Below are 26475 nucleotides of genomic sequence, written 5' to 3' on the forward strand. Positions count from 1 at the left end.
TAAGCTGACTTAGAGATTTTTGGCAGGGCAGTACTTGTGCAAAAACTGTGCGTGTGACGGTTGCTTGAGCACACATTGCTCAAGTGCCGTGCGACCCATCATCAGGCTTTTTCTTAGCGCGTCAATATCGAGTGCATCTAATGTTGGGTTGTAACCTTTTGGCCTGACACCCATGCCATCCAGTACAGCATACCAACTCGTGGCTTGAAACAGTGCCTCAACTTCTTGAAGCAGTCCGCCTTGTTGAGCAAAAAAGGTCAAGCGTTGCTCTAAAGTTTGCGGAATGGCACGATGTTGCCAGTCTCGCCAAAACGGGCTGTCTGAGCGCTGGCTGGTGCAGTAGTGTAGTACTAAAAAGTCACGAATTTCGGCGTAGTCTTGATGTATTTGACGGTTAAACTCGGCTTGTAAAACGGCGTTATGCTGCTTGGTTGGAAACATACGGACAAATAAAGCCAATGATTTTGATACCAAGTGAATTGCAGTTGACTCCAGTGGTTCTAAAAAACCTTGCGCCAGTCCGAGTGCAAGGCAGTTTTTGTTCCAAACTTGTTCTCTTAGGCCAGTTTTAAAAGGGATAATGCGAGGAGGCGTGAGTACTTTACCTGAAACGTTGTTCATCAATGTGGCGGTTGCTTGCTCGTCACTGATGTATTTATCGCTGTAAACATAGCCATGACCCATGCGGTGCTGCAATGGAATGTGCCAGCTCCAACCCGCCCCTTGTGCTTTGGACACGGTATATGGGGCAATGTCTTCAGTCAAAGTGGTTTGTACGGCTACGGCACGATTGCAGGGCAGATACTCAGACCAATCCAGATAGTTAGTGTTTAATGCTTTACCAATCAATAAACTATTAAAGCCGCTACAATCAATAAAAAAGTCACCAGCGATGGTTTGGCCGGATGTTAAGGTAACAGATGAGATACACCCGTCCACTGTTTTGTCTACTAATTCAATATGGCCAACCGTACGTTTGACACCAATCTTTTGCGCAAAGTTACGGAGATATCTTCCAGCTAGCACCGCATCAAGGTGTAGCGCAAAGCGTGCGCCCGCAAGGGGGGTATTCATCGCCTGATGTGGAACAAAAAACCGATTATGCTGCGAGAGTACTGCTTCGGGTGAGTAAGCCATCAGAGGCGTATTATCACCGTTGGCTTTGAGTGTTAGCCAGCACTGGTAAAACTCATGGCCATCAATGCGTTGACCAAGCTCCCCAAAGGGGTGAAAGTAGCTGTGGCCCTTTTTATACCAGTCTTCAAATTTAATGCCCCACTTAAAACTCGCTTGCGTTTCACTTATAAAGTCCTTTAAATCAATACCTAAGCTTTCTAGCGTGTCTATAAGTGGTGGAATAGTAGCTTCACCAACGCCGATGATGTTGACGTCTTCAGACTCAATGAGCTCAACTTCTACATCGCAGTGTTTGAAAATATTGCCCAAGGTTGCACCAGCCAACCAACCGGCGGTTCCGCCCCCAACAATGACAAACTTTTTAATTGGAGTTTGGGTCTTTTGCATAGTACCTCCTCAAGGCTTGCTGGCGGCAACGCAAGGCGCGGTGCTCACTCAACTTGTTAACTTATCTATCTTGATTGGTTGTTTAGTAAATAAGACTACCGCTCAAAGCGGTAGTCTTGGGCAGAAGTGTTATTTCAACTAAAATGTTGCCCTAACACCAAGGGTCCAGCGAGACTCGTACTCATTACGGAACGCTTTTTGGGCGGCAAACTGTAAATACGTTTGCTGAACTTCTTCGGTAATGTTTGAGCCATGTAAGAAGATATCTAAGTACTCGGTGGCATGGTAGGTGGCACTAAAATCAAGTTGTGAATAATCATCTTGGTAAAGTGATTGCCCACCGACTGCACTTGAGCCTGTCGTGACTAAGCGCGGGCTGCGAGAGTTCCATGCTAGACGTGTTGAGAACTCATCCTGTTCATACCACAGTACAAAGTTATAAGTGTCCTCTGAGTTACCTGGAAATGGCAGCTCGCCAAACACGCTTTCATTGGTATCATAACCACTATCACTGAAGGTATAGTTCACATCAACACCGAAGTTTTGCAAGATGCTGATATCAGTATAATCACCAAATGCGGCCTTCATACCGATTTCTACCCCTTTGACGTAACCACCTTCACCCTGTACTTGGGTGGTAAACGGCCATGGGCCACGACGTATACCATCATCATCCGGCTCATCAATCATGACCGTACCATCAGTTGTGAAGCTTTCAATATCAATTTTGTAAAGCGCTAAGAATGCCATGGACGCTTGACCAGAATACCTCTCTGCAGAAAGTGAGAAATTCTTGGAGCGCCACGGATTCAGCTCAGGGTTACCCGATAAGGTGCCGTTTACTACACGCAAGCAGTCACAATCACCATTGATGGCTTTACCTACGGTTTTACCTCCACCCCAGTTACTTAGCGTGAGTGCTTGCATATTTTTTGAATAAGCGGCGCGTACAATCACATCCTCTGTTACGTCAGCGGTAATATTAATAGACGGTAAGTAATCGGTATAATTGCGCTCGGTAACCACATCACCCACGTCGGGCCCTAGGCCACTGTGAGGTAGGTTTGCTCCTGCTAAGTTTTGTTTAACATACAAGTCGGTTTCAACAACTTTCATACCAAAGTTACCCTTGAACATGTTGTATTCGAAGTTGGCTTGTAGGAAATAGCTAAACTCATTTAGCTCTACGTCGTAAGACGCACCGGCGTTTTCGATACGTTGAACATTGCCAAATGTATCTAAATGGAATTGGTACGGGTCGCGGAAGTTATTCGGGTCAATTGACCACATTGCTGGAATACCCTGCACACTGCCATAACTCGAGATTTGACTCACAGTGGTGTAGGTATCAAGTCGGGCAGGGTTTAGCAAGGTGTAGGGCACCCATGTACCCGCTGGGATATCACCGACATCTTGTGTTAGGTATTCACCTGCCGCAGGGTTACCCTCACAGGTTGCGGGGGTGTGATATTGGTCAACCGCTTTCCACTGTGCAACATCACAGCCATTACCAAACTCGGAGGTATACGTAAACTGGTCGTGATCGACCTCGCGTTCCATCATGCGAATACCAAAGTCTACGCTGGTGATAAAGGTCACATCATCAAATTGGTAATTCCACTTTGTACTGAAGGTGTTGATTTCGCCTTCATCGTCGGTATTCCCTTCTGACGAAAATGCACCGATGTGGTATGAATCTATACTGCCCATATAGTCGGCGATACTCATGCTTCCTTGGCCACCATTGACTATTTGTTCAAAGCCGCTAAATACCGGTGACTCACCGCTGGCATTGTAGCGCAGTAAAAAGCTGTCATCTTCAATACCGCCGGGTGAAAATGCGGCATAACAACCGCCTTGATCGCCTACAATAGTGTCATCATCGCCACAAAACTCGGCAGGGGTTAATTGCCCAGGCCCAGTCACTAAAGTGCCTCTATCAATACTCAACATGTCGCCTTCACCGTAACCATGGCGCATTCTGGCCGATGCATGCGCACGCGTAGCGCGTACTTGACCGGTAAGTGCACCACCGTTATTGAAGTTAAGCTCTAAGTTCAGGTTGGTCGATTTTTCAAAGTTATTGTTCACCTGAGTGAAGGTTTGTAGACGCCACGGTTTTAAGTAAAAGTCATTGACCGCTCCCCAAGGGTTGCCATCAGCATCAGTAAATGTATCTCCTGTCCAGCCCGACTCAGTCGGGTAGGCATAGTCATTAAAAGTGTACCAGCGGTTGTTTTGCGATAGCCCTCGGCGGTCATTAAAGCGCGATTGGTCGGTGTAAAACGCTTCAAATACTAATTCAAATCCTTCACTTAAATCGGCTTGAAACGCGAACTGGTAGCCCTCACGTTCACGTTTTTCTTGTTTATTAAACGCCGCAAAGCCCTGTGGTACAACGTGGCGAACCTCTTCACCGCGTGGGTTTTGGCCCCATGTGAAGTTATTGTTGGCAGCGCCAATACCGCCGTTTTCAGAGGTGTCGAAATAGCCGTTGTAGTCGGTTGCTAGCGTCGCTTCCTGAGTAGCGGCTGAAAACAATACTCCCCATTTGGCGGTGTTGTAGCTGATCAATCCCGTTAATGTCGGGTCACTTTGTTCACTGATAGAGCCTTGTGTTACATCGGCTGACACGTTGTATACCCAGCCTTCATCCATATTGAATGGACGGCGAGTTTTTAAATCTACCGAGCCTGTAATGCCTGAAGCAGTGCGTTTTGTTTGACTGGTTTTGTACACGTCAACGCCCGAGAAAAGTTGTGCAGGTAGATCTCCGAAATTTGCGCCAGAGGAGTCTATGGTGGTGGCACTGAGAAATACTTCACCGTTGAGTGTCGTGTCAACTTGACCCATGCCACGAATTTGTACAGGTCCACTTTCACCAGCCGTTCTTTCTACCTGAACACCAGTGATCCGTTGTAATGAGTCAGAGATGGTGACGTCAGGTAATTTACCTATATCTTCTGAAGCAATACCATCAACCTGTGATGCTGCAAAGCGCTTGACGTTAATAGATTTTACTGTACTGGCACGGATCCCTTTGACTTGAATAATTTCAATGTCTTCTTGCACGGTTGCGCTATCTTGCGCGTTAGCATGATGGGCTATACCTGATGATAATGCGACCGCGATAGTGGACGCCAGTACGCTACGTTGAAATGTTTTGGTAGACACGTTCTTCCCCTTGTATCGTTAAGCAAACCAAGTTGACTAGATTTGGTTTGCTTATTGTTGTGATGACTCACTGCATTTTTAAAACACCTGACAGCGCTGTCATTTTGTTTTAAAAAATATTGATGGTCTCATTTTTGAGTAACATGACGTTTAACTACCCATACAAACGTTGCGTCATCGAGACAAAGTAACGATGGCGCAAAACGTACTCATAATTAACCTGCTCAGTTCAAAATAAAATATATGTTGCCTATCAGTTTTGTTAAAAACTAACAAAAAATATTGTTGAACTTGTTACTTTCTAACACTATCATGGTCTAAAAATCAAGCAAATTGATTGATACTTGTATTACTTTTGGTTGTAAATTGACCTTGCGTGCATGCCGTTACTGTAAGTTAATAATTAATTGTTAAGAATAGATAAAAGGTCTTATGTCTGAATTTTTGAAAGGTACAGGTAAGTCAGAATCACTTGCAACGAGTGGTTGGAATATTTTGACTGAGGAAGTGAGCTTTCCTGTGGCGGTTGTTAAACAAAGTGCGATTACTAATAACGCACAGTGGATGGCGCAGTACGCTAGGCAAGCAGGCGTTAGGCTTGCGCCCCATGGCAAAACCACCATGTTACCTGACGTGTTTAAGCAACAAATTGAGCAAGGGGCATGGGCTATTAGTTTGGCCACAGTGCCTCAGGTGTTAAATGCGGTTGAGCAAGGTATCGAACGGGTCATTTTAGCCAATCAATTGATTGGAAAGTTTCATTTTGAATTGATTGCACAGTTGCTGAGCCAAACCGATACAGAGTTTTATTGTTTTGTCGACTCACCTGACAATGCTCGCCAGTTGGGGGCATTTTTCCAGTCGAAAAATGTGACATTGAATATTCTCTTGGAGGTCGGTGTTGAGCATGGTCGTTGTGGTGTGCGCTCAAGTGAACAGCTATTTGATTTGTTGGATGTGTGTCAGCAATTCAAGGCATTAAAGGTGTGTGGTTTGAGTTTTTACGAAGGGGTGATCACCCAAGAGCATGCTCAGCAGCGCATCCATTCATTTGTAACAGATGTGATTGCAATGGCGGTGCAAATTGAGCAGCGTCAGGGGTTTGCCATAGATAACCCCATCATTACGGGGGCGGGCTCAGCTTGGTACGATGTGGTTGCAAAGGCGATGAATGACAGCGAAAGCCGTGAACTATTTACCTATGTGCTACGCCCTGGTTGTTATCTTATTCATGATACCGGCATTTATCAGTCGGCTCAGCAGCAAGTGCTACAACGCAGTCAATTGGCATGTGATATCAAAGGCGGTTTAACTTCGGGTTTGTATCTTTGGGCCTATGTGGTGTCTCGTGCCGAGCCTAACCTTGCCATCATTGGGCTAGGCAAACGTGATGTTGCTTTTGATGCTGGGTTACCAACACCGCAATTAATATTTTCTCCTACTACTCAAAAGCTTGACAAGGCACCAACTGAATTTCGAGTAACAGCCATTATGGACCAACACTGCATGATGAGCATAGCCTCAGACTCGGCACTTAAGGTGGGCGATTTGGTCTGTTTTTCAACGTCTCATCCATGTTTAACGTTCGATAAGTGGCGACAAATTGGCGTAGTTGACGATGACTGGGTGATCAGCAAAACATTGGCTACATACTTTTGAAGGGCACGGCGATGGACATAATTGATAAAATATCACAAGGGATGGGGCATTTTAGCCCCGCGGAGCAAAAGGTCGCCAAACTTATTCTGTCTGATCTTCATTTTGCAGCCAGTGCTTCAATTGATGAATTGGCGCAAAGAGCGCAAGTAAGTAATGCCAGCATCACGCGTCTTGCAAAAAGTTTACAGTGTGACAATGTGCGCGACCTTAAACTGCAACTGGCAAAGTCCACTGCGGTTGGAGAGCGCTTCCTAGGTACTTCTTTGGTGGAGCGAGTAAACATTTCTCACGTCTATTCCTCCATAGAAGAAATTTTGCATCTCAATGCGCCCTTGATTGAAGAGCAGGTGGTGCAACAGGCCTGTGATGCAATTTGTAGTGCCCGTCATTGTTTGATTTATGGCGTGGGTGGGGGCAGCAGTATGCTAGCCACGGAGTGTCAAAATCGCTTATTCCGCTTGGATATATTAAGCAACGCTCATAGTGATCCGATGCTAATGCGCATGACGGCATCGACCATCAATAAAAGCGATGTTGTTATTAGTTTGTCTATCAGCGGGGTAAGCCCTGATGTCATCGACGCAACTCGTATTGCAAAAGAGTATGGTGCAGTGGTGATTGCTATTTGCCCTGAAGGAGAGCTCTGCGCTTTGGCCGACTTTCACTTACCGATAAAAACGCAAGAGAGTGATTATATCTTCAAACCCAGTGCGGCGCGTTATGCCATGATGGCGGCGGTGGATATATTATCCAGTGAAGTGGCGATGAAAAACCAACGCCGTTCAAAAGAAAAACTGCGACGCTTGAAGATGCAGCTCGATAGGCATCGTAATGAAGCCTGTGGTGCGGACCCTGTCGATAAACGTTTTCCATTGGGAGACTGAGCCATGACAGGCACTGTTCAGGTCGATACCATCATTCATAATGTGATGATTTACAACGGAGAATACAGTGAGCCTACATTTGGTGGTGTGGCCATTTTGGATGAACATATCGTCGCGGTTGAAGACGTATCACACTACAGGGCAAAGCAATATATTGATGGGAACGGGTATGCATTAGCACCGGGGTTTATAGATGTACATACTCATGATGATTTAGAAGTACTGCGTAATCCACATATGCTTAGCAAACTGAGTCAGGGTGTCACTACTGTCATTACCGGTAACTGTGGGATAAGCGCTGCGCCATTTTCTGGGTGTGATAAGGTGGTTGATCCCATTAACTTACTGGGCGTGGATACAGAGTTTAAGTTTGCCACACTGGCAGAGTATCGAGCATGTTATGCCAAGGTAAGGCCGAGCGTTAATACCGCGATGCTGATAGGCCACACGTCACTTCGGGCGCAAGTGATGTCATCGCTTGGGCGTAGTGCAACTGACGAAGAAATTGCACAAATGAAAAAGCTACTAAGTGAAGCTCTGACTGATGGTGCTGTGGGCTTTAGCACAGGGCTTGCCTATGGCAATGCCAATGCGGCCAGCTTTGATGAGGTAAGTGAGTTGCTTCAGTGTTTAGTGCCATACAAGGGTATTTACACAACACATTTGCGCACCGAATTTGATGGGATTTTGGATGCTATGGATGAAGCATTTACTAGTGCGAGAAGTGCCCAAGTGCCTTTGGTTATTTCACATTTAAAATGTGCTGGTAAAAGCAACTGGGGCAGAGCGCAACAAGTATTGGCACACCTTCAAGAACAACGGCAGCAACAACCAGTTGGCTGCGATTGCTACCCGTATGCCGCTAGTTCAAGTACTTTGGATCTAAAGCAGGTGACGCAAGAGAGTGAGATTTTTATCACCTGGTCTGAACCTCACCCTGATATGGCCAAACGAACACTTAAAGACATTGCCAGTAAATGGCAAGTTTCTTTGTTACAAGCCGCGCAAAAACTAAGTCCTGCGGGGGCGGTTTATCATTGTATGGACGAGCAGGATGTACAGGACATTGTGAGTCATCAACATACCATGATAGGGTCGGACGGACTGCCTTGCGATCCCCATCCACACCCTAGACTGTGGGGCACCTTTGCTCGTGTGTTAGGCCGATATGTACGAGAGTTAAATAGCCTCGATTTGTCTTTGGCTATCCATAAAATGACAGCGTTATCATCGCAAACCTTTGGGCTCAAAAACCGAGGGGCGATCAAAGTGGGCTACTTTGCTGATTTAGTGCTTTTTGATGCCAATACGGTTTCAGATCAAGCAACTTATAGTCAGCCTCATAAACCAGCGCGAGGGATTAAACATGTCTGGGTTAATGGCCGAACCAGTTTTAAAGAAGGGGATGATCAAGTCAGCATCCAACGCAGATACAGAGCTGGGCGATTTTTAGCCCGTTTAGATAATCAGGAGTAAAGAGCAATGACAATTAGACGGTTTGGAGCTGAAGGTGGCACGGGGACTGGTGGACAGCACTTACCCTTCGCCAGAGCGGTTGAAGCTGGGGGCTGGTTACGCGTGTCGGGCCAAACACCAATGCGAGACGGCGAAGTGGTTGAAGGGGGCATTGTTGAGCAAACCACAATCGCACTGGATAACTGTGTGGCCATTATGCGTGAAGCGGGTTATGAGCTTGAGCATGTTACTCATGTGTCGGTGATATTGACCGACGCACGTTACTTCCAGTCGTTTAATAAGGTATTTGCGCAGTATTTTGGTGCTCATCCTCCTGCGCGTATTTGTATGGTTGCGGATTTAGTGGTGGATTGCAAAGTAGAAGTGGATGTTACCTGCTACAAGGGTGACTGACCGACTCATATGCACAGACGTCGTTCCAAGTAAACTCAAAGAGGAGACATCAATGACATCACAGCAGAGTTTTTTCTTGTTGGCTTTTGCCTGCTATTTACTCGCGATGGTGGTGATTAGCTGGTGGGTGTCTCGTTGGCAAAAAAGTGCCAGTGACTTTTTGTTAGCGGGGCGCAGAGTTCCAGTTTTTCTCACTTTGGGTACGACAGTGGCAACCATGGTGGGCACTGGTTCGTCAATGGGAGCCGTTGGCTTTGCCTATCAGAATGGTTGGGCTGGGACTTTGTACGGTATCGGCGGCGCGCTTGGCATTTTATTACTAGCCTGGCTATTTGCACCAGCTAGAGCACAAAACTTTTCAACCATGAGTGAAGAGCTGGCCAGCTATGTTGATAACCATCCATTCGTGAAAAAGCTATTAGCATTGCTCATTTACAGCGCCAGCATTGGCTGGTTGGGAGCACATCTGATAGGTGGTGGCATGTATTTATCTTGGCTGACAGGTATTGAACAAGGGCAAGCTAAGCTTATCATTGGTATCGGCCTGGCGGTTTATGTGACTATCGGGGGGTATAGTGCGGTGGTGTGGACGGATGCCATTCAAGCGGTGATGCTATTCATTGGTTTTGTATTCATGGCGTACTTTGCGCTTGATCTTGTAGGTGGTCTAGGTGCAATACAGCACAGTGAAAGCGTCGTTGGCAGTGGCTTGTTATCAATCAACACAATCGGCGTTATACCAGCGATATCTTTGGCTATTGCGGTGTTAGTCGGGGTGTTAGCGACACCGTCATTTCGTCAGCGGATATACTCCGCTGAAAGTGTGCGTAGTGTGCGCCAATCCTTTGTTATTTCAGGGGGGCTTTATTTGCTGTTTTCTGGTGTTCCTGCATTGATTGGGATCAGTGCCTACTTGCTCAATGCACAGCTTGATAACCCCGCTTTTGCATTTCCTTATCTGGCGCTACATAGTTTACCTTTGTTATTTGGCGGATTGCTTATCTTAGCAGGATTGTCAGCCACCTTATCCAGTGCCAGCTCAGATGCAATTGCTGGGGTGAGTGTGTTGGTAGACGATATTTACCAGTGGTTGGTTGGTAGCAACATGCCTGAGCAACATCAACTGTTAATATCACGTGTAGCCATGCTACTTACGGTTGGCTTGGCATTGTTTATGGCGCTGCTATCAGACGATATCGTCAGCTACATCACTCATATGGTTGCGATGGTGATGAGTGGTTTGTGTGTGATGGGGTTACTAGGTAGGTTTTGGCGAGGCTATACATGGCAAGGTGCGTTAACAACTTTGATTAGCGGTGTTGTGGGGGCAGGTGTAGTCGCTCAACAGGCCAGTTGGCTAGCTTGGTTTGGTAATCCTGTGTTGCCTGCATTGTGCAGCGCGATGATTTTTGGAATTTTAGCCAGTAAGCTCAGTCAAAAAAGCAGCGTGAACAAGGCACACAATACCGTGGAGCAAACGTCATCATGAGCATGCAAACTAAACGTGTCGTATTTTTCGGTGAATGTATGGTTGAACATCGAGCGGACGGAGAGATGTTTTTTGGTGGTGATACATTTAACACGGCTTGGTACTGTCAGCATTTATGTGCTCAACTAACAAAACCTCCTATGGCAGTCTATTATGCCAGTGCAATAGGCACGGCGGCTCAAGATGATGCCTTTGCAAAGCTAATGACTGAAAACGACATTCATGATGAGTTTTTGCTGAGGCATCCGCAGCGAAAGATGGGAAGATACTGGGTGAGCCATAGTCAATACGGTGAACGGGTATTTCGTTTTGACAGAGCCAATAGTGCGGCCCGCGCCTATTTTGAGTTGGGTGATACGCTTAGCGACGCACTCACTCATGGTTTGATCGACGCAATTTATCTGTCGGGTATCAGTTTAGCTATTCTGCCAGCCACGGATAGAAGTTATTTTATTGATAAACTTAGAGATTTTAAGCGTCAAGGTGGTATCATCCTGTTTGATAATAACTATCGGCCTAGTTTGTGGCAAGGCATAAACCCTCAACCTGATTATCGCGCGTTGATGGCAATAGCCGATATTGCATTTCTAACCAATGATGATGAGTATGTGTTGTATGGTACGCATAATCCAAGAGAAATCATTGAGTTTCACTCTACAGGGAGTCGCAACAGACAATTGCTGGTGATCCGTCAAGGGGCCGCATCATGCGTACTTTACTGTAATGAAAGCAAAACCCGTATAGAAGTACCTGCATGTCAGGTTGAATCATTCGCGGTGGTAGACACTTGCGCTGCAGGAGATGCATTTTCAGCGGGTTTTTTGGTTAACTTCTTACTTGAAGAAGACACGGTGGCAAGTGCTACTGTTGCACACCGATTGGCGGCAGTGGTTATCCAACATCAAGGGGCACTGATCTCGCCAACATTAATACCCAACTTGCTAAATCAGGAGCTTTTAGTTGAATAACTACCTTAAATTAGTCATCTCATTGCTGTGTTGGAGTTATGCTGCTGTGTGTGTTGCTTCACCAACCCCCGCAAACTTAGGGCTGTTATTGATGCCATCGCCTAAAAAGATGCAAATGACTCAGCAGCAACTTATTTTGCCCGAAAATGTACAGGTTTTTATGACGGGGTTTGATGAACAGCGTCAGTCTTTGCAGTTTTCAAGGCTTCAGTCTGCGTTGGCTCAAAGTCAAAGTTTGCGCTCCACTACCTTACTCAAAAGTGCTTTGCCAGATACCAGCTTTTTGCAGATAGTGGTGGCAAGCAACAGCCGCACAAAGGCTCATCACTTGATACCACAATTTTCAGAGGACGAATCATATACGCTGGATATTGGTGCCCATGGTATCCACATTCAGGCCAATAGTGTGTTTGGAGCACAGCATGCGGTGAGCAGCTTAATGCAGTTGCTCGCGAGCGCTCAATCAGGAGGGCTTCCTTATCTGCGTATTGAAGATGAACCTAGGTTTGCATGGCGCGGGTTATTAATCGACAGCGTACGTCACTTTATCTCCGTTGATACGATCAAGCGCCAGTTAGATGGTATGGCAGCGGCTAAGCTCAATGTACTGCACTGGCATTTGACGGATGATCAAGGGTGGCGCGTTGAGTCTAAAGCTTATCCTCGGCTGACAGAATTAGCTTCAGATGGTCAATATTACACACAACAGCAGATCAAGGATGTGGTTACTTATGGCGCTTTACACGGGATTCGAGTAGTACCGGAGTTTGGTATGCCAGGGCATGCCAGTGCGATAGCTGTAGCATACCCACAATTGATGAGTGAGGAAAAGCAATACCAGATGCAACGTCATTGGGGCGTGTTTAAGCCGCTACTTGATGTGTCCAAAGTGCAGGTGTATGAATTTATAGAGACCTTACTTGCAGAGATGACGAGCTTGTTCCCTGATCGATATGTTCATATCGGTGGTGACGAAGTTGACCCTCAGCAGTGGTTGGCCAACAGTAATATTCAGGCCTTGATGAAGACAGACAATCTCAATAATGGCTATGACGTACAAGCTTATTTTAATCAACGAGTGCAAGCTATCTTACATCGGCAGCAGCGTATCATGATGGGCTGGGATGAGGTGTATCATCCGGATTTACCGAAAGACATAGTGGTACAGTCATGGCGAGGACACGACTCTTTAAATACAGTGGCACGCAATGGTTATCAGGGCATCTTGTCGACAGGATTTTACATTGACCAACCGCAATATACTGATTATCACTATCGTAATGATCCCCTAGATCAGAGTGAGCCTTTAGAGCAATCCCTTGAATTGTCAGCCGCTTATACCTTTACCATTGACCGCCTCAAAGGGAGCGATGTCAACGGTGAGCTGCTCATGATGGGGGACGATGCAGCTCGCCAAGTACTGATCAAACTCAATGATCAGCACCACAAAGCTGCCCAGTTACAAAAACGCTATACATTAGATGGCAAGCAATACTGGCTGGTGACGTTAGATAGCTGGATGGGGCCACTTGAGTTTGAATTTGCACCTGCACAGGGTAAAAGTTCAGTTTTGATAGGTAACAGCCGCTATCCAGTGGTGCTTAAAGAAACCCTTAATCCATCGCCCACCTCAATGCCTGAACCACTAAGACCTACACAGCAGCAGCGTATTTTAGGTGCGGAGGCGACGATTTGGAGCGAGCTTGTCAGTGATGACAACCTAGATTTAAGAATATGGCCTCGCTTGTTTGCCATCGCTGAGCGTTTATGGTCGCCGCAGGCAATTAAAAATATAGAAAATATGTATCATAGGCTTGATGCGATGGACGACTATGGTGCTAAAGTTGTAGGGCTTGCACATCAGCAACAGCACGTAAAAGGCTTGAGCTACTTACTCAGCCCAACGCTCACGGACGCTGAGCATCAGCGTAGTCTAAGCTTTTTAATGGCTTTATCCTCTCGCTTAGAGCCTGCACATTATTACACCCGACATCACATTAAATATTTACAAAACAAATATCACCAACGTGCACCACTGAATGCTTTGGTTGATTTTCTGCCTGTTGAGAGTCGTGCGGTGCGCCTGTTGCAAGCGGCTTTTACACGCTATCTAAATGGAAAAACAGACGCATTGCAGCATGTTGAAAAAGACACACTCAAGCTTCAGGCGCAATTGTTGGCTGGCCAGCAGGTGTTGGTGAACAACACCAATTTGGAACATCTACAGCCACTTTTAAAACAGCAGCTTGAGCTCAATGTGCTGACGTTAGGTGTAATTGATAGCTGTCGCCGTCAAGTGATCCACTCACCCCAAGAGCAGGGTCAGGTGGCTCAGCAGTTGCGCTCATTACAAAATTTGCGAAGTGAACTTGTACTTGCTGCTGTAGAGCCTGTACGTCGATTGTATTTAAATTGTCAAAATAAGTAAGGAACGCTATGAAATACTTACTCTACTCTCTCATAATTGTTTCAGGGTTGGGGCACGCCACAGCACTGTTTACTACTCAAGACTGGATAGCCGACAATGTATTCACACAAGGCATAGAAGGACCTGCGGTGGATAAGCAAGGCGTATTGTACGCGGTGAATTACGCCAAACAGGGCAGCATTGGTAAAGTGACGGACAAAGGGCAAGTCAGCCAATTACTCAGTTTGCCAAATGGCAGTGTGGGTAATGGTATTCGTTTTGATAAATCGGGCAATATGTACATCGCTGATTATGTTAATCACAATGTGTTGCGAGTCAGTCACAAGGCGCTGAACCAAGCTGGCGATTTATCGGGCGCTGTGCGTGTGTATGCCCATCAAAAACAAATGAATCAACCTAACGACTTGGCGATTATGGACAATGGTATTTTGTTTGCCAGTGACCCTAATTGGCAAAATAGCACGGGGCAATTGTGGCGTATCAATCGAGATGGCAGTACGGATTTGCTTGAACAAGGCATGGGCACAACCAACGGCATCGAAGTCAGCCCTGATAACAAAACCTTGTATGTAAATGAGAGCGTGCAGCGCAAAGTATGGCGCTACAACCTTAATGAAAAAGGTAACATCAGCAATAAACAACTATTAATAGAGTTTGCTGATTTTGGACTTGATGGGATGCGTACTGATGCTAAAGGCAATCTGTACATTGCTCGATATGGTGCGGGTGTGGTCGCGGTCGTGTCACCACAAGGTGAGTTACTTAAAGAGGTCAAACTCAAAGGCCAGCACCCAACCAATGTGGCATTTGGTGGTGTTGATGGAAAATCTGTATTTGTGACCATGCAAAAACGCGGTGCCATAGAAATGTTTAAAACGGATGTGGCGGGGCGTAATCTGAGTAATGACTAGTGCAGCAGACTGTGAAAGACGGCAAAATCTCTGCCGCCTTTCATTGTGGCTCATTCATTAAAAGGTTTTTGAAAGAACGAGTCGTTTGATTTTGTCATTGCCAAAAATAGCGTCGTCGACTTCTTCATATTGATAACTGATAGAGACTACCTTGCCGATTTCAGCCGTGATGGTAATGCCTCTACTGTTAAAACTGTCGGAGTATTTATCACCGTTGAGCAGCGTGAGATTATTAGCGACATTTTTTAACTTGTCGTTACTATATTTGTGATGAGTATAGTTAAGCGCAATATTCAGCGAGCCTGGCTGAGCTATTCCATTTGGATCACTAACACTGAACACTTCGAGATAAGAGTTATACTGTGCGATAAGTGACGCTCTGTAGCCTGTGACCCATTCTGAATCTTCATTACCTTTGACATCTTTTGCAACCAAACTAAAAATACCGCCAGCTGATATCGTACTTTGTTTCTTATCTAACCCGCCTGGGCCACTTTTGAATGCCGCAATAACCGGAATGCTTACTTGTAGCCCCGCATCTTTGTCAATCAAAGTATCAGACGCTTCATTTTTTGGCGTATTAGACTTGGGTTCCGCGTAGGAAAAATAGAAAGGTAAGCGGATGTCTTCACCCCACAAATACCATAAGCCTTTGTATAGACCTACGCTGAAGTTTTTACTGTCTCCCACAGGTGCCAAAGCGGTTTGGTAAAAAGCATTATTTTTGTCAGCTTCAATATCCCATGACACCCATTGAAAAGCTTTAAAGTCATCAGAGGGAACAACAGGGCAGTCTACTTTATTGTCTTCGTCGTCTAAATAGTATCCCTTTTCATCACACGCTTTTAATACTGAGAGTAACTTGTTGTGTGGGATATCGAGTTCCTTTTTAATTGCTGTTAATAGTGCTGGACACTTTGGAGTACTGGTATCTTTAGGGTTGTCCTGACAACTGTTTATAAGGTTTTGTAGTTTGCTGTCATTAAGGTCTTGTAGAGCACGAGCAGTCAGTGAGCTTTGGGATTGTTCAGCATCAGCCCCTCTTGCCATCGCTTCATTGGTAAAGTTATTAGATGTAAAGGGGTTGCTGGCCAATGCAGCAGGTGAGGCCAGCAATGAGAGTACTAGAGCGCGTTTAAGCATATTTAAATTCCTTGTTTTGCTTATCTTAATGTTGGGGGAATAGGTGTATTGTTCATGTTTTATTCATCTACAAACACTTTATTAACATCTTAAGTGTTTGAATGTCAAATGACCAAATGCAAATGCCTTGCTACGCTATGCTTACTACCACACAAAGCATAGAGGGTGATTTTGAAGCGTCTCTTAAAGTGGTACGTTGCGGCATTGTTGTTGTAACATCTCATTATTGCATGCTTTACTTTTCTGAATTTTGTTTCGATACGCAGCATCAGGTTTTGTATCAAAAAGGGAGTGTGGTTAGCCTGAATATCAATCAGGTGAGACTGTTGTCGTTATTTTTAGAAAACCCCACAAAGCTATTAAGCAAAGAGGATATTCTATCGCATGTTTGGCCGCGAAAGGTGCTATCTGATCAGGCGTTGTTTCAAACCATCGGTCAATTGAGTGCGGTACTTGGTGATGACGCTATCAAAACTTTTCCAAAACGACGCTATCTGTGGCAATTAGCGGCCAGTGACGTACCGCCTAGCTGCCAACAGCTCTATGGTATAACAGTCGTTATAGGCTGCGTTGTATCGTTTTGTATGGGGAAGATATGAAAATAGTTGCGAATCGGCATGCGTTTTCAAGCTGGGTAATCGCACAGCTTTAATAACTCATTTTAACATTACACAATATAAATAAAATCGCACTGATCATGGCGCTTTAAATAGGCGACGTTTTCTACACAGACTTTATTGATAAAGGGTGGGCCACTTAAAGTTTGGGTAATTCACCTTGCTGTTTTTAATAACAAGAACACAATTGAAACGATTTCATGTTTTAAATATGTAAATTTTTTGTGTTTTGTGTCATATTTAGAACCAAGCATGAGGGCTTGGTACGTTTGGCCTTCGTTGATAGTTGCGATTATTTTATTAAATTTATTAACACGGAATGATCATATGATATACGCAGAGCACATCGATACATTGAAGTATGAGCCTATCGTAGTGCGCGCTTTGAGCGCATCCAAAAGGTGGCTGATGCTAGGTGCGACTGTTGCATTGTTTGGTTGTGGTATGAGTCAGACTCATCAGGGAAAAGAGTTGGCCATTGCTTATCAAAACAATTCGTCAATCCAGCCTGCTGAAGGCAAAGACGTGGTAATTAATTACCAAGTGATGGTAAGCGTTCGCCCAGAAGATAATAAGTTGATCAACGGTATGGGTATTCCGTTGAACCCTGAGCTAATTGTTACTGCCGACCATGTTGTTGATGGGCTAGAGGTGGGAGACTTAGCTTATGTGCAACTTGGTCGTTTAGGTAAGCTTTCCCAACCTATGGCAGCCGAGGTGGTACTACGCTCACCACAGACCGACTTAGCTTATTTAAAGCTTGTAGAGAGTCGTTTTGAGCCAGCAGTAGTACCAAAATGGTGTGAAGATGAACAGTTTGGTTCACGAGTTGCAATGAGCAAGTTAACACCAGATTCAAGGGTAACAACGGCATCAGGTACGGTTTCGGGGATCACTAAAAGACCTTTGATGACAGAAAGTTTTAACGCCGAAGCCAGTAAGGAGGGGTTCCCGCCTAACAACATGCACAGTGAGCCTGTCAGTTGGATACTATTGCATCAGGCGATGAGCGGCGGCTTTTCTGGTGGCGCCATATATGATGTAAACAATCAGTGTGTGGTGGCTGTTTCTTCGTTGATTGCCAGTTTTAATGATTTGGCGGAACCTGATCTATATGGCTCAGTTTATGAAGCAATCAAAACAAAGTATTGGGCAGATAGCAGTAAAGTGATTGCTTTTGGTGTTCCCATGCAAACGGTTATGAAGCTTGCTAATACTGTTACAGCCAAGCTGTAAAGCCTGCACTTAAAACCAAGCACTGAGCCACTGAATAAGTGGCTCAGTGAAGTACTCTAATCAGTCTTACTACCAAACCACCAGCGGTTGTCGCCGTCTAGCCAAGTATTGACGGACGCTGCTTTTGTGACATTGTACTTATTTTACAGAGCAAACTCGCCGACATAGAATGGCGATGTGAACACCGTTCCTAACACATACTCAGCAAACACAAATGGATATCCTTGTTGGTTGCTCAACAGTAGCGGTTTGCTTATGTGTTGTTTTTCGCACTTACACAGTATGAAAGGCGCTGTGCTAGAAATCGCGCTACACAGGATTACAGTTAATGATACTAGTGCTTAATCATCGGTAGGCATATCTCATTAAAAGTGCTGTAATAGTTGCTAATTATAACTAAAACAATATGTTATTCAGGGAAGGTGTACGTTGATTTATAGTCGTTTTTTATTTGTAGTTTTGTCTTCATTGGTGATGTATGCCGCGCATGCCAGCGCCTATCGTTTGCCAGAAAATATTTCTTTAGAGCGACAAAGTGTGGCGTTGATTCTCTCACCCGAACAAAGTGAGTTTAGTGGTCATACTCGACTGTATTTAGCCGTAGCGCAAAGCAGCGATACCGTTGCTTATCATGCTCGCGACTTGGATATAAAATCGGTCGAGCTGACGCACAATGGAAAAACAATGGCGTTACCCATTATGCAGCCCAATGAATTCGATATTGTGACCCACCGCTTGGCGCAACCCATTGTGGGGCAGGCTAAGCTGTCTATTCATTATTCAGGCAAAATCACACACAAAACTATGGGCCTCTTTGTGGCGGGTCAACAAAGTGGCTCGCCCTATATTTTTTCTCAGTTTCAAGAGATGGAAGCGCGCACCGTATTCCCAGGTTTTGATGCGCCCGATAAGAAGACCCGCTTTGAGTTTAGCGTTAATATTCCCAAGCAATATGACGCAAAACATAACACACCGGTGATCTCTAGCGAGATCAAAGGGCAGCGAAAGCTTATCCGTTTTGCGCCAAGCCATAAAATTTATTCAGATGTGCTGGCGTTAGCGGTGGGAGAGTTTCATTCGGTGGCGTTAAAGGGCACTGCGCTTAACTCCTTTGTACATGCACCGAAATCAATTGCACTTAATTTGCCCGAAGATATGAACGAGTTGGTCAGCAGCACAGTGCAGTTTATGGAAGATTACTTACAATACCCATTTCCTTACAGCAAGCTGGACTTTTTCGTCGCGCCAATCGATGGCCTAGCCGCAATGGAAAACGTTGGTTTAATTGCGCTGAACAGTCATCAGATCCCGGCTCAAGACGCGGATGGTTTTGCAATGTGTCGGTTCAGAAAGCTGATTGCCCATGAAGTCGCTCATATGTGGTTTGGTAACGATATCACCATGAGTTGGTATAACGACTATTGGATGAATGAGTCATTTGCCGAGTTCTTTGCCGCCAAAGTTGTACAGGCGCGTTATCCAAAGAGCGCGGGTTGTACGTTTAATCCTCAGTCTGCTTCATTTGCTGATGACACACATTCAGCCAGAGCGCTGCGCAGTGGCGTGAAGTACCGTGGAGACAATGAAGCCATAGGCCAGCTGGCTTATCACAAAGGCCGTTCGGTATTAGAAATGGCAGAGCTGGCGTTGGGTAATGAGGTATTTAAAACTCAGATGCGTGCTTATGTAAAAGGCGTTGCAGGTGGCAATACCAGCGCCCCCGCATTTACGCAATATTTTGCCAAAACCCCGTGGTTTGCAGCCTTTATCAATTCATTTATCACGCAGTCTAACTATCCGTTACTGACGCTGAGTAAACAAAATGGGCAGGTGTATATTCAACAAACTAGTTTTGACAGCAGCCAAGAGAAACTTTGGACCATTCCACTGAGCGTGAAAATTTGGGATGGCAAAGTGCTTAAAACGCAACAAGTGGTGCTCGATAAACCACGCATGGCCATCAATAATGTGCCCGCCACCGCGCAGCTATTTTTAGATAGCAACGGGGTTGGGTATTTTAGATATTTAGACAATCTAGATAATGGCGGCTTTGTTGTTGAGCAGCTCACCCGCGCAGAGCGAGCCTCATATGTAGACAACCAAGAAGCGCTGGCAAGGGCTGCCAAGATTGACTTTATGAGCTATGTTGATTCGCTTATTCATCTTATCAATACCTTGCCACGCGGTGCAGTTGAGGTGAGCAATGCGCTTTCAACCTTGCAGGATACTTTTGTGACCTTAATACCTGAGTCACTAAGCGATGAATATGCCCACTATTTGACGAGCCAGCTGCCAAAAATTGATAATTGGCAATCAGTGCTTGCCAATCAAAACGGTGATTTATGGCTTGAATTATATGGTGTGAACCTACGTGCAAACAGCGCCATTTTGGCGGCTCAAAAAGCATATAAAAATGCTTCTTTGAGTGAGCTGACACACCGCACTGCGGTATTGCGTGTAATGGTTGCCAATGCCGATGAACAAGCATACCAAACATTGTTGAGCCAATTTTCACAAAGCGAAAGACAAGTGAAAGAAGACTTGCTCGACACCTTAGGCTATGGCAATACCATAAGCCAAATTAAAGCCTTTTATGATTTACTGCTGAGCGATGCAAGTTATGGCCATGACCTTGATTATCGCTTTCAGTATCCAGCATTTACACCTAAGCACCGCGCTTATGCAGGGGAATATATTCGCAGCCACAAAGACGCCATCAGTAAGCGTATTGCCGATGATAAGTTGCAGTGGTTTCCTTACAACTTTATCACCGCTTGCTCAGCCAAAGAGGCGGCACTGGTAAAAAATACCTTTGCAGATTGGCAAGATGTGCAAGGCTTAGACGCTAAGCTCAACATCGTACTTGAGGTGATCAACGAGTGTGATAATAACGCCAAACGTAACTTGCAAAGTGTTAAAAAGCGACTGGCTAGTATGCGCTAACTCAGCGTGTCACTCAATACTTCCCAATGTTGGGTGCGCGCTTTTCAAACCATATTCCTGACTATCGTAATCTAAACACCCGCTATACTAGGCTTACAAGTGACGCAAGTTAGCGATTTCTATGAGGGGCAAGTTGTACTTGTGCCTCATTTTCAAAGCTTAAAGGACACCCGCAATGAGTAACCTATCAAAATCTTTAGAGCATGAATGCACGGTGGCATCTGGTTGCAGCGCATTGAAGTTGGTTTTAACACCCAAAGATAAGGATTTGGGTGGGTTTAAAGTGCGGCGAACCCTGCCTGTGAGAGCGTGCCGCAGCGTGGGGCCGTGGGTGTTTTTCGATCATATGGGTCCGGCGCATTTTGACGCGGGGCAGGGCATTGATGTAAGACCCCATCCGCACATTGGTTTGGCGACCGTCACCTACCTTTTTGAAGGGGAAATGCTACATCGCGACTCGTTAGGCAGCGAGCAAACCATCGTGCCTGGCGATATTAACTTGATGGTAGCAGGGCGCGGCATTGTGCACTCAGAGCGCCAACGAGAGGAGATAAAAACAGCCCCGCAAGATATCCATGGTTTGCAACTGTGGTTGGCATTGCCAACGCAAGACGAGATGTGTGACCCCGCGTTTTACCATTACGCCAGCGGTGATACTCCAAGCGTAACGGTAAACGGTGTGCCCGTTCGGGTATTAATTGGCACAGCGTACGGCGTGGCCTCGCCCGTTAAAACCTTTTCAGAAACCTTATATATAGAAGCGCGAATGCAAGCGGGGCAGACGTTAGAACTACCGACAACCGATGAGCTGGCGCTCTATGTGGTAACGGGGCGTTTAAGCGTATTAGACACAGTGCTTGAGCAACACAACATGGGCATCTTTGCAAACGGCAGTGGCATTAGCGTTAAAGCCGAAGCCGACACCACGCTTGCCCTTATCGGCGGTGCCTCCGTTGGCAAGCGCTACATGGATTGGAACTTTGTTGCCAGCGATAAATCCCTGATTGAAAAAGCCAAACAAGATTGGAAAGCAGGCCAGTTTCCCAAAGTCCCCAATGATGAGGTTGAATTTATTCCCTTGCCCGAGTGGTGATTGGGTTGAACATTGCAATAAAACTTTAGAACAAACAAAAAACCCATCAAAACAAACGCTTTGATGGGTTTTTATTTCGCTATTTGGTGGAGCTGGGGGGATTTGAACCCCCGTCCGGAAAGCGTCGACCTTCGGTCCTACATGTTTAGTATCGTCTATTGGTTAACCTTTAAATCTCGGACGAACACGATAAGTAAAGGCGAGGCCGCTTAGTTTTAGCCCTTCAACCCCGGCCAGGGTTTCCGTAGCGATCTTGTGTAGGGTGACACTCCAGAACCAGAACCACAAGCATTTCTTGGAGGAGTGCTAGCGGGCTATTATGCCGCTAGAGCGTAGTTATCGTCGTTTGCGATTACTTTAAATACGGCTTTTTTACGAGGCCAGCCGCACCTCGACATGCACCTTAGGCTTCATGAATCCCGTCGAATCCTAATCAGCCCCTGAATGTGTTATTCAGTGAAGTGGGGCCAGTATAGCCCAGCGGGGGGCAATAGCTCAAGGAACTTTTTCAGGTAACTTATTAAATAAGAATCGCTTGGGTGATTATTGTACAAAGCGCATTTACAATCGTTTATAATTTGTGTGCCAATGTAGCCATATATTACTTAACAATGTTGCATTGTTGTGCTCAAATGGCTTAGTTACGTTGTCAATAACAAAATGGATTTGTTTTCGTAGGAATTAAGTCGATGTCGTTGTTTCGTTATGATAAAGATATGGGAGCGTTGTATTTACTCTCTCATCCATCAGAATCTGGTTTTCCAGCGAGTGCTTCTCAGCTGGTTGAATTGCTTGAGCAATCTGAATATGCCGATTTTGATATTGTCCACGCAAACATCGGTAAACTGTTCACAAGCAAAGACTCAGACAACGAATCCCTCGTTATTGCCATGGCTATTGGCGCCGAAATCTCTATCCGTGTTGATGATAATAATATGATTGCTGAGGCAACCATAGTTACCGCGCGTGGCGGCAACATGATTTCTATGGATGCAGCCGAGCAAGCGCTGAAAGATGCGGGTGTGAAACATGGTATTAACAAAACCGTACTTGAGCAATTTTTAGCGCAACAATTAGAACTGCCAGCGGGCGAGGTGTATAAAACCATCGTAGCTCATGGTCGCCGCGCTAAAAATGGCGATGATGCCAAATTTGTGCGCCTGTGTATGACAGCGCAGGACAGAGTGCTCAGCCCACAAGCCAAAGAGGGCGGTAAGGTCGATATGCGTGACCTTGGGGCCATCATCACCGTTAAGCCGGGTGCGCCATTGATGAAACGCATTCCGCCTACAAAAGGTGAAACTGGCTACACCGTATTTGGCGATGTACTTGACCCAAAACCTGGCCGTGATTTTGAAATGCAGGTGCTTGAGGGCACTAAACTTGACGAAAATGACCCAAATATTCTGGTTGCCGACTCCAAAGGTGTGCCGGTAGCTGTGCCCCGCGGTATGCGGGTTGATGACGTTTTATGTTATCAAGACGTAGATGTCAGCACGGGCCATATTGAGTTTGATGGCAGTGTGATTGTCAGCGGCGACGTAAGAGATGGTATGCGCATCAAAGCCAGCGGTGATATTACTGTGATTGGTTTTGTGGAGTGTGCAGACATTGAAAGCGCTGGTGCGGTTACTATCATTCAAGGGGCAATCGGCAGAAAGCGCGCCGATAATGACGAGTTTTCGTGTTCTATCAAATCAGCGCGGACGGTGTCTATCGGCTATGCCCAATATTGCCTTATTGAAACACAGCAAGATTTGTTTGTTGAACGTCAGGCGTTGCATTGCGATTTATCGGCAGGGCGTTTGATCCGTATCGGTAAGGGTGAAAACCCAAGAGGTAAGCTGATAGGGGGTAATGTACTCAATGCCCTGCGCCTTGAGACGGGGGAGCTGGGAGCACCATCTGGTACGCGTACTCGTATCGCCATTGCGCAAAATTGGTTTGAACTTAAAGAAAAGCAAAAAGAGTTTAGAACCTTTGAAAGGCGCTTAACCGAAAAGGTCTTGGAAGTGTCGAAAGCTAAAGCCAAGGCCACTAAGTCACCACAATCTAGTAAGCGTGACGAGTTTTTGAAAAAATTAGAAGCGAGCGAAAAGCAGCTCGATATGCATTACAAGCGCAATCAGCGTAACATCAAAATTATCCAACAAAAGTTAGCGCGCCTACTGCATACCTGTCGCGTTAAGGTGAACGAGTTAATGCATCCCGGCATTGAAGTGGTCATTGCTAAAGACTCAAAACAGTTTACCCGTATCTATCCGCCGCACTCGGTGATGCTTGACGAAGGTAAGATCACTCAGCAGTTTAACCTGTAATAAGGTTAATGGCTTACTCTCTTAAAAGTACATTCGTATTTACAGCCATATATCGGTAATTACTTACTAACCAAACCCCTAGAGTTTTGGCTCACTGTTAATCGCTTCATATTTTACTCCATTTGGACTTAGGTCATTATTTGGTCATTTTGTATTTTTAGACTAAATTTATGAGTAAAGGTTGACACCGGTGTCAACGATGTGCGTTAATACGGTGACACCGGTGTCAGGTTGGGGTGAGAGACAGCCTGATAGCGTACCTTTGAACGGGTAAATCAAAATGTGCTCAGTGCAAAGATTGGAGTGGAGTCTTTAATCGCGCTGAGCCTTTTTCCTCTAACCTATATAGAGAATGAGTCGAATATATGTTGCATCCTCGAATTAAAGAAGTTACCGAACGTGTTATTGAGCGCAGCCAAAATACACGTCACGCCTATTTAGACCGCATCGAAAAAGCAAAAAAACAAACGCGTGTTAGAGCAGGCCTTGGATGTGGCAACATTGCCCACGTAATGGCAGCATGTTCAAGTGATGACAAAGCACGTTTAAAAGCAGACGAGCAACCAAACCTTGCCATTATCAATTCATACAACGATATGTTGTCGGCTCACGTACCCTACAAAGAATATCCAGATTTAATTAAACAAATTGCACAAAAGTTTGATGCCACAGCACAGGTTGCAGGTGGTGTGCCAGCGATGTGTGATGGTGTTACCCAAGGCCGTGACGGCATGGAATTATCGCTGTTTTCACGTGATGTGATTGCTATGTCGACCGCCGTGGCGTTGTCACATGATGTATTTGACGGCGTATTTTGTTTAGGCGTGTGTGACAAAATTGTCCCTGGGCTGTTGATTGGCGCGTTGTCGTTCGGTCATTTACCTGTGTATTTTTTACCAGCAGGTCCGATGCAATCAGGTATTCCAAATAAGGAAAAAGCGCGTGTTCGCCAAAAGTTTGCCCAAGGCTTAGTCAGTCGTGAAGAGCTGCTTGAGGCTGAAAGTGCGTCTTATCACAGTGCCGGTACTTGTACCTTCTATGGCACTGCAAACTCAAATCAAATGTTGATGGAGATCATGGGTCTTCACCTTCCGGGTAGCTCATTCATTAACCCGTATACCGAATTACGTGATGGTCTAACTGGCAATGCGGTTGAGCGCATGTTGCAGCAACTCATTGATGGCAAAGACGCGAATTGTTTGGCGGATGTTGTGAGCGAAAAAACTGTGATCAACGGCTTAGTTGGGTTACTGGCAACGGGTGGTTCAACCAACCACGCTATTCATTTAGTGGCTATGGCAAAAGCGGCGGGCGTACAGATCACTTGGAAAGACATGGCTGATTTGTCTGAGGTGGTGCCTCTGCTTGCACGTATTTATCCAAATGGCTCGGCGGATGTGAACCACTTCCAAGCGGCGGGCGGTATGGGCTTCTTAATGCGTGAACTGCGTGATGCTGGGTATTTACACAATGACGTAAAAACCATTGTCGGTGAGGGCTTAGATGCCTACACCCAAGAACCAGTGTTAGCAACAGATAGCAACCTGATCATGACTGACAGTAACGGTCCTAGCAAAGTGAAATGGGTGCCAGTGCCAGAGAAGTCACTGGACGAAGAAGTACTTCGCCCTGTTAACAACCCATTTAGCAAACAAGGTGGCTTGCAATTATTGACGGGTAACCTAGGAAAAGCAGTCATTAAGGTATCGGCTGTATTGGAGCAACACCGAGTGGTGAGTGCCCCAGCAAAAGTGTTCAGCTCGCAAGGCGCGCTACAAGAAGCGTTTGCAAATGGTGAGCTTAATCAAGATTTCATCGCAGTGATTAAAGAACAGGGCCCGAAAGCAAAAGGGATGCCTGAGCTACACAAATTAACGCCAGTGATGGCAACGCTACAAGACCAAGGTTTCAAAGTGGCGATTGTAACCGACGGTCGCATGTCTGGTGCATCGGGTAAAGTGCCCGCAGCGATTCACTTAGCGCCTGAGGCGGTAGAAGGTGGTCTGATCGCCAAGATTCAAGACGGTGACTTAATCACGTTGGACGCACCAGCGGGTGTTTTAAAAGTTCACGTATCAGATGACGAGCTTGCCAATCGTGAAGCGCAATTAACACAGCCTGAAATGACTTATGGCACAGGCCGCGAGTTATTCAACGGATTTAGAAATATTGTTAGCAGTGCAGACTTAGGTGCGAGTGCCTTTGGTCTAGAAGAATAA

Annotated in this window: 17 protein-coding genes and 1 other RNA gene; 14 read left to right on the plus strand and 4 right to left on the minus strand. The window is 45.7% G+C overall.

Translation table 11 applies throughout. The features are described 5' to 3' along the window. Nucleotides 1-9: 9 nt before the first annotated feature. On the minus strand, nt 10-1524 hold the full coding sequence (locus tag BET10_RS07760; protein ID WP_070984678.1) for a tryptophan halogenase family protein: 1515 nt from the start codon (nt 1522-1524) through the stop codon (nt 10-12). Nucleotides 1525-1662: 138 nt separating this feature from the next. Further along, complete coding sequence (locus tag BET10_RS07765) at nt 1663-4698, minus strand: TonB-dependent receptor (protein WP_070984680.1); 3036 nt, start codon at nt 4696-4698, stop codon at nt 1663-1665. 432 nt (nt 4699-5130) lie between these two features. Here BET10_RS07765 and BET10_RS07770 point away from each other — a divergent pair, with 432 nt between their 5' ends. The 8 genes from BET10_RS07770 to BET10_RS07805 are packed head-to-tail and all read left to right on the plus strand — an operon-like array spanning nt 5131 to nt 14906. After that, nucleotides 5131-6357 (plus strand): amino acid deaminase, encoded by a 1227-nt coding sequence (locus BET10_RS07770; RefSeq protein WP_070984683.1) that lies wholly within the window; start codon nt 5131-5133, stop codon nt 6355-6357. Between the two features lie 11 nt (nt 6358-6368). Beyond that, entirely contained in the window at nt 6369-7241 is an 873-nt protein-coding gene (locus BET10_RS07775; protein WP_070984685.1) for a MurR/RpiR family transcriptional regulator, read from the plus strand. Between the two features lie 3 nt (nt 7242-7244). Further along, entirely contained in the window at nt 7245-8717 is a 1473-nt protein-coding gene (locus BET10_RS07780) for an N-acyl-D-amino-acid deacylase family protein (protein ID WP_070984687.1), read from the plus strand. A gap of 6 nt (nt 8718-8723) precedes the next feature. Further along, entirely contained in the window at nt 8724-9110 is a 387-nt protein-coding gene (locus BET10_RS07785; RefSeq protein WP_070984689.1) for a RidA family protein, read from the plus strand. Between the two features lie 52 nt (nt 9111-9162). Next, the gene (locus BET10_RS07790; protein ID WP_070984691.1) at nt 9163-10599 is read left to right on the plus strand and encodes a sodium:solute symporter family protein; all 1437 of its coding nucleotides are present in this window, start codon (nt 9163-9165) and stop codon (nt 10597-10599) included. Then, entirely contained in the window at nt 10596-11567 is a 972-nt protein-coding gene (locus tag BET10_RS07795) for a sugar kinase (RefSeq protein ID WP_070984693.1), read from the plus strand. Before BET10_RS07790 ends, BET10_RS07795 begins: the two co-directional genes overlap by 4 nt. Beyond that, nucleotides 11560-13995, plus strand: coding sequence for a beta-N-acetylhexosaminidase (locus tag BET10_RS07800; protein ID WP_083330469.1), 2436 nt, complete (start codon nt 11560-11562; stop codon nt 13993-13995). The genes BET10_RS07795 and BET10_RS07800 overlap by 8 nt, the downstream gene beginning before the upstream one ends. A gap of 8 nt (nt 13996-14003) precedes the next feature. Continuing rightward, on the plus strand, nt 14004-14906 hold the full coding sequence (locus BET10_RS07805) for an SMP-30/gluconolactonase/LRE family protein (RefSeq protein ID WP_070984695.1): 903 nt from the start codon (nt 14004-14006) through the stop codon (nt 14904-14906). Nucleotides 14907-14963: 57 nt separating this feature from the next. On the opposite strand, the gene BET10_RS07810 is transcribed toward BET10_RS07805, so the two are convergent. Next, a complete protein-coding gene (locus BET10_RS07810; RefSeq protein ID WP_070984697.1) occupies nt 14964-16049 on the minus strand; it encodes a hypothetical protein in 1086 nt (361 codons plus the stop codon). Nucleotides 16050-16150: 101 nt separating this feature from the next. Here BET10_RS07810 and BET10_RS07815 point away from each other — a divergent pair, with 101 nt between their 5' ends. The 4 genes from BET10_RS07815 to BET10_RS07830 all read left to right on the plus strand — a co-directional run bounded on the left by BET10_RS07815 (nt 16151) and on the right by BET10_RS07830 (nt 21938). Further along, the gene (locus BET10_RS07815; protein WP_070984699.1) at nt 16151-16648 is read left to right on the plus strand and encodes a winged helix-turn-helix domain-containing protein; all 498 of its coding nucleotides are present in this window, start codon (nt 16151-16153) and stop codon (nt 16646-16648) included. 345 nt (nt 16649-16993) lie between these two features. Further along, the gene (locus tag BET10_RS07820) at nt 16994-17902 is read left to right on the plus strand and encodes a S1 family peptidase (protein ID WP_070984701.1); all 909 of its coding nucleotides are present in this window, start codon (nt 16994-16996) and stop codon (nt 17900-17902) included. A 429-nt stretch (nt 17903-18331) separates the two neighbouring features. Then, nucleotides 18332-20845 (plus strand): M1 family metallopeptidase, encoded by a 2514-nt coding sequence (locus BET10_RS07825; RefSeq protein WP_070984703.1) that lies wholly within the window; start codon nt 18332-18334, stop codon nt 20843-20845. 175 nt (nt 20846-21020) lie between these two features. Further along, nucleotides 21021-21938: a pirin family protein gene (locus tag BET10_RS07830; protein WP_070984705.1), complete on the plus strand. Its 918-nt coding sequence runs from the start codon at nt 21021-21023 to the stop codon at nt 21936-21938. Between the two features lie 84 nt (nt 21939-22022). On the opposite strand, the gene ssrA is transcribed toward BET10_RS07830, so the two are convergent. Then, nucleotides 22023-22379, minus strand: a transfer-messenger RNA (tmRNA) gene (gene ssrA / locus BET10_RS07835). 248 nt (nt 22380-22627) lie between these two features. Here ssrA and BET10_RS07840 point away from each other — a divergent pair. Further along, on the plus strand, nt 22628-24256 hold the full coding sequence (locus tag BET10_RS07840) for a DUF342 domain-containing protein (protein ID WP_070984707.1): 1629 nt from the start codon (nt 22628-22630) through the stop codon (nt 24254-24256). A 365-nt stretch (nt 24257-24621) separates the two neighbouring features. Continuing rightward, entirely contained in the window at nt 24622-26475 is a 1854-nt protein-coding gene (edd, locus tag BET10_RS07845; protein ID WP_070984709.1) for a phosphogluconate dehydratase, read from the plus strand.

It is taken from the genome of Pseudoalteromonas amylolytica, from assembly GCF_001854605.1.
In the GTDB taxonomy this organism is placed as follows: Bacteria; Pseudomonadota; Gammaproteobacteria; order Enterobacterales; family Alteromonadaceae; genus Pseudoalteromonas; species Pseudoalteromonas amylolytica.

Coding starts and splice junctions, on each gene's coding strand:
- BET10_RS07785 (WP_070984689.1), top strand. CDS start 8,724: ATGACAATTAGACGGTTTGGAGCTGAAGGTGGCACGGGGACTGGTGGA.
- BET10_RS07815 (WP_070984699.1), top strand. CDS start 16,151: ATGTCAAATGACCAAATGCAAATGCCTTGCTACGCTATGCTTACTACC.
- BET10_RS07775 (WP_070984685.1), top strand. CDS start 6,369: ATGGACATAATTGATAAAATATCACAAGGGATGGGGCATTTTAGCCCC.
- BET10_RS07820 (WP_070984701.1), top strand. CDS start 16,994: ATGATATACGCAGAGCACATCGATACATTGAAGTATGAGCCTATCGTA.
- BET10_RS07770 (WP_070984683.1), top strand. CDS start 5,131: ATGTCTGAATTTTTGAAAGGTACAGGTAAGTCAGAATCACTTGCAACG.
- BET10_RS07805 (WP_070984695.1), top strand. CDS start 14,004: ATGAAATACTTACTCTACTCTCTCATAATTGTTTCAGGGTTGGGGCAC.
- BET10_RS07830 (WP_070984705.1), top strand. CDS start 21,021: ATGAGTAACCTATCAAAATCTTTAGAGCATGAATGCACGGTGGCATCT.
- BET10_RS07840 (WP_070984707.1), top strand. CDS start 22,628: ATGTCGTTGTTTCGTTATGATAAAGATATGGGAGCGTTGTATTTACTC.
- BET10_RS07760 (WP_070984678.1), bottom strand. CDS start 1,524: ATGCAAAAGACCCAAACTCCAATTAAAAAGTTTGTCATTGTTGGGGGC.
- BET10_RS07790 (WP_070984691.1), top strand. CDS start 9,163: ATGACATCACAGCAGAGTTTTTTCTTGTTGGCTTTTGCCTGCTATTTA.
- BET10_RS07795 (WP_070984693.1), top strand. CDS start 10,596: ATGAGCATGCAAACTAAACGTGTCGTATTTTTCGGTGAATGTATGGTT.
- BET10_RS07780 (WP_070984687.1), top strand. CDS start 7,245: ATGACAGGCACTGTTCAGGTCGATACCATCATTCATAATGTGATGATT.
- edd (WP_070984709.1), top strand. CDS start 24,622: ATGTTGCATCCTCGAATTAAAGAAGTTACCGAACGTGTTATTGAGCGC.
- BET10_RS07810 (WP_070984697.1), bottom strand. CDS start 16,049: ATGCTTAAACGCGCTCTAGTACTCTCATTGCTGGCCTCACCTGCTGCA.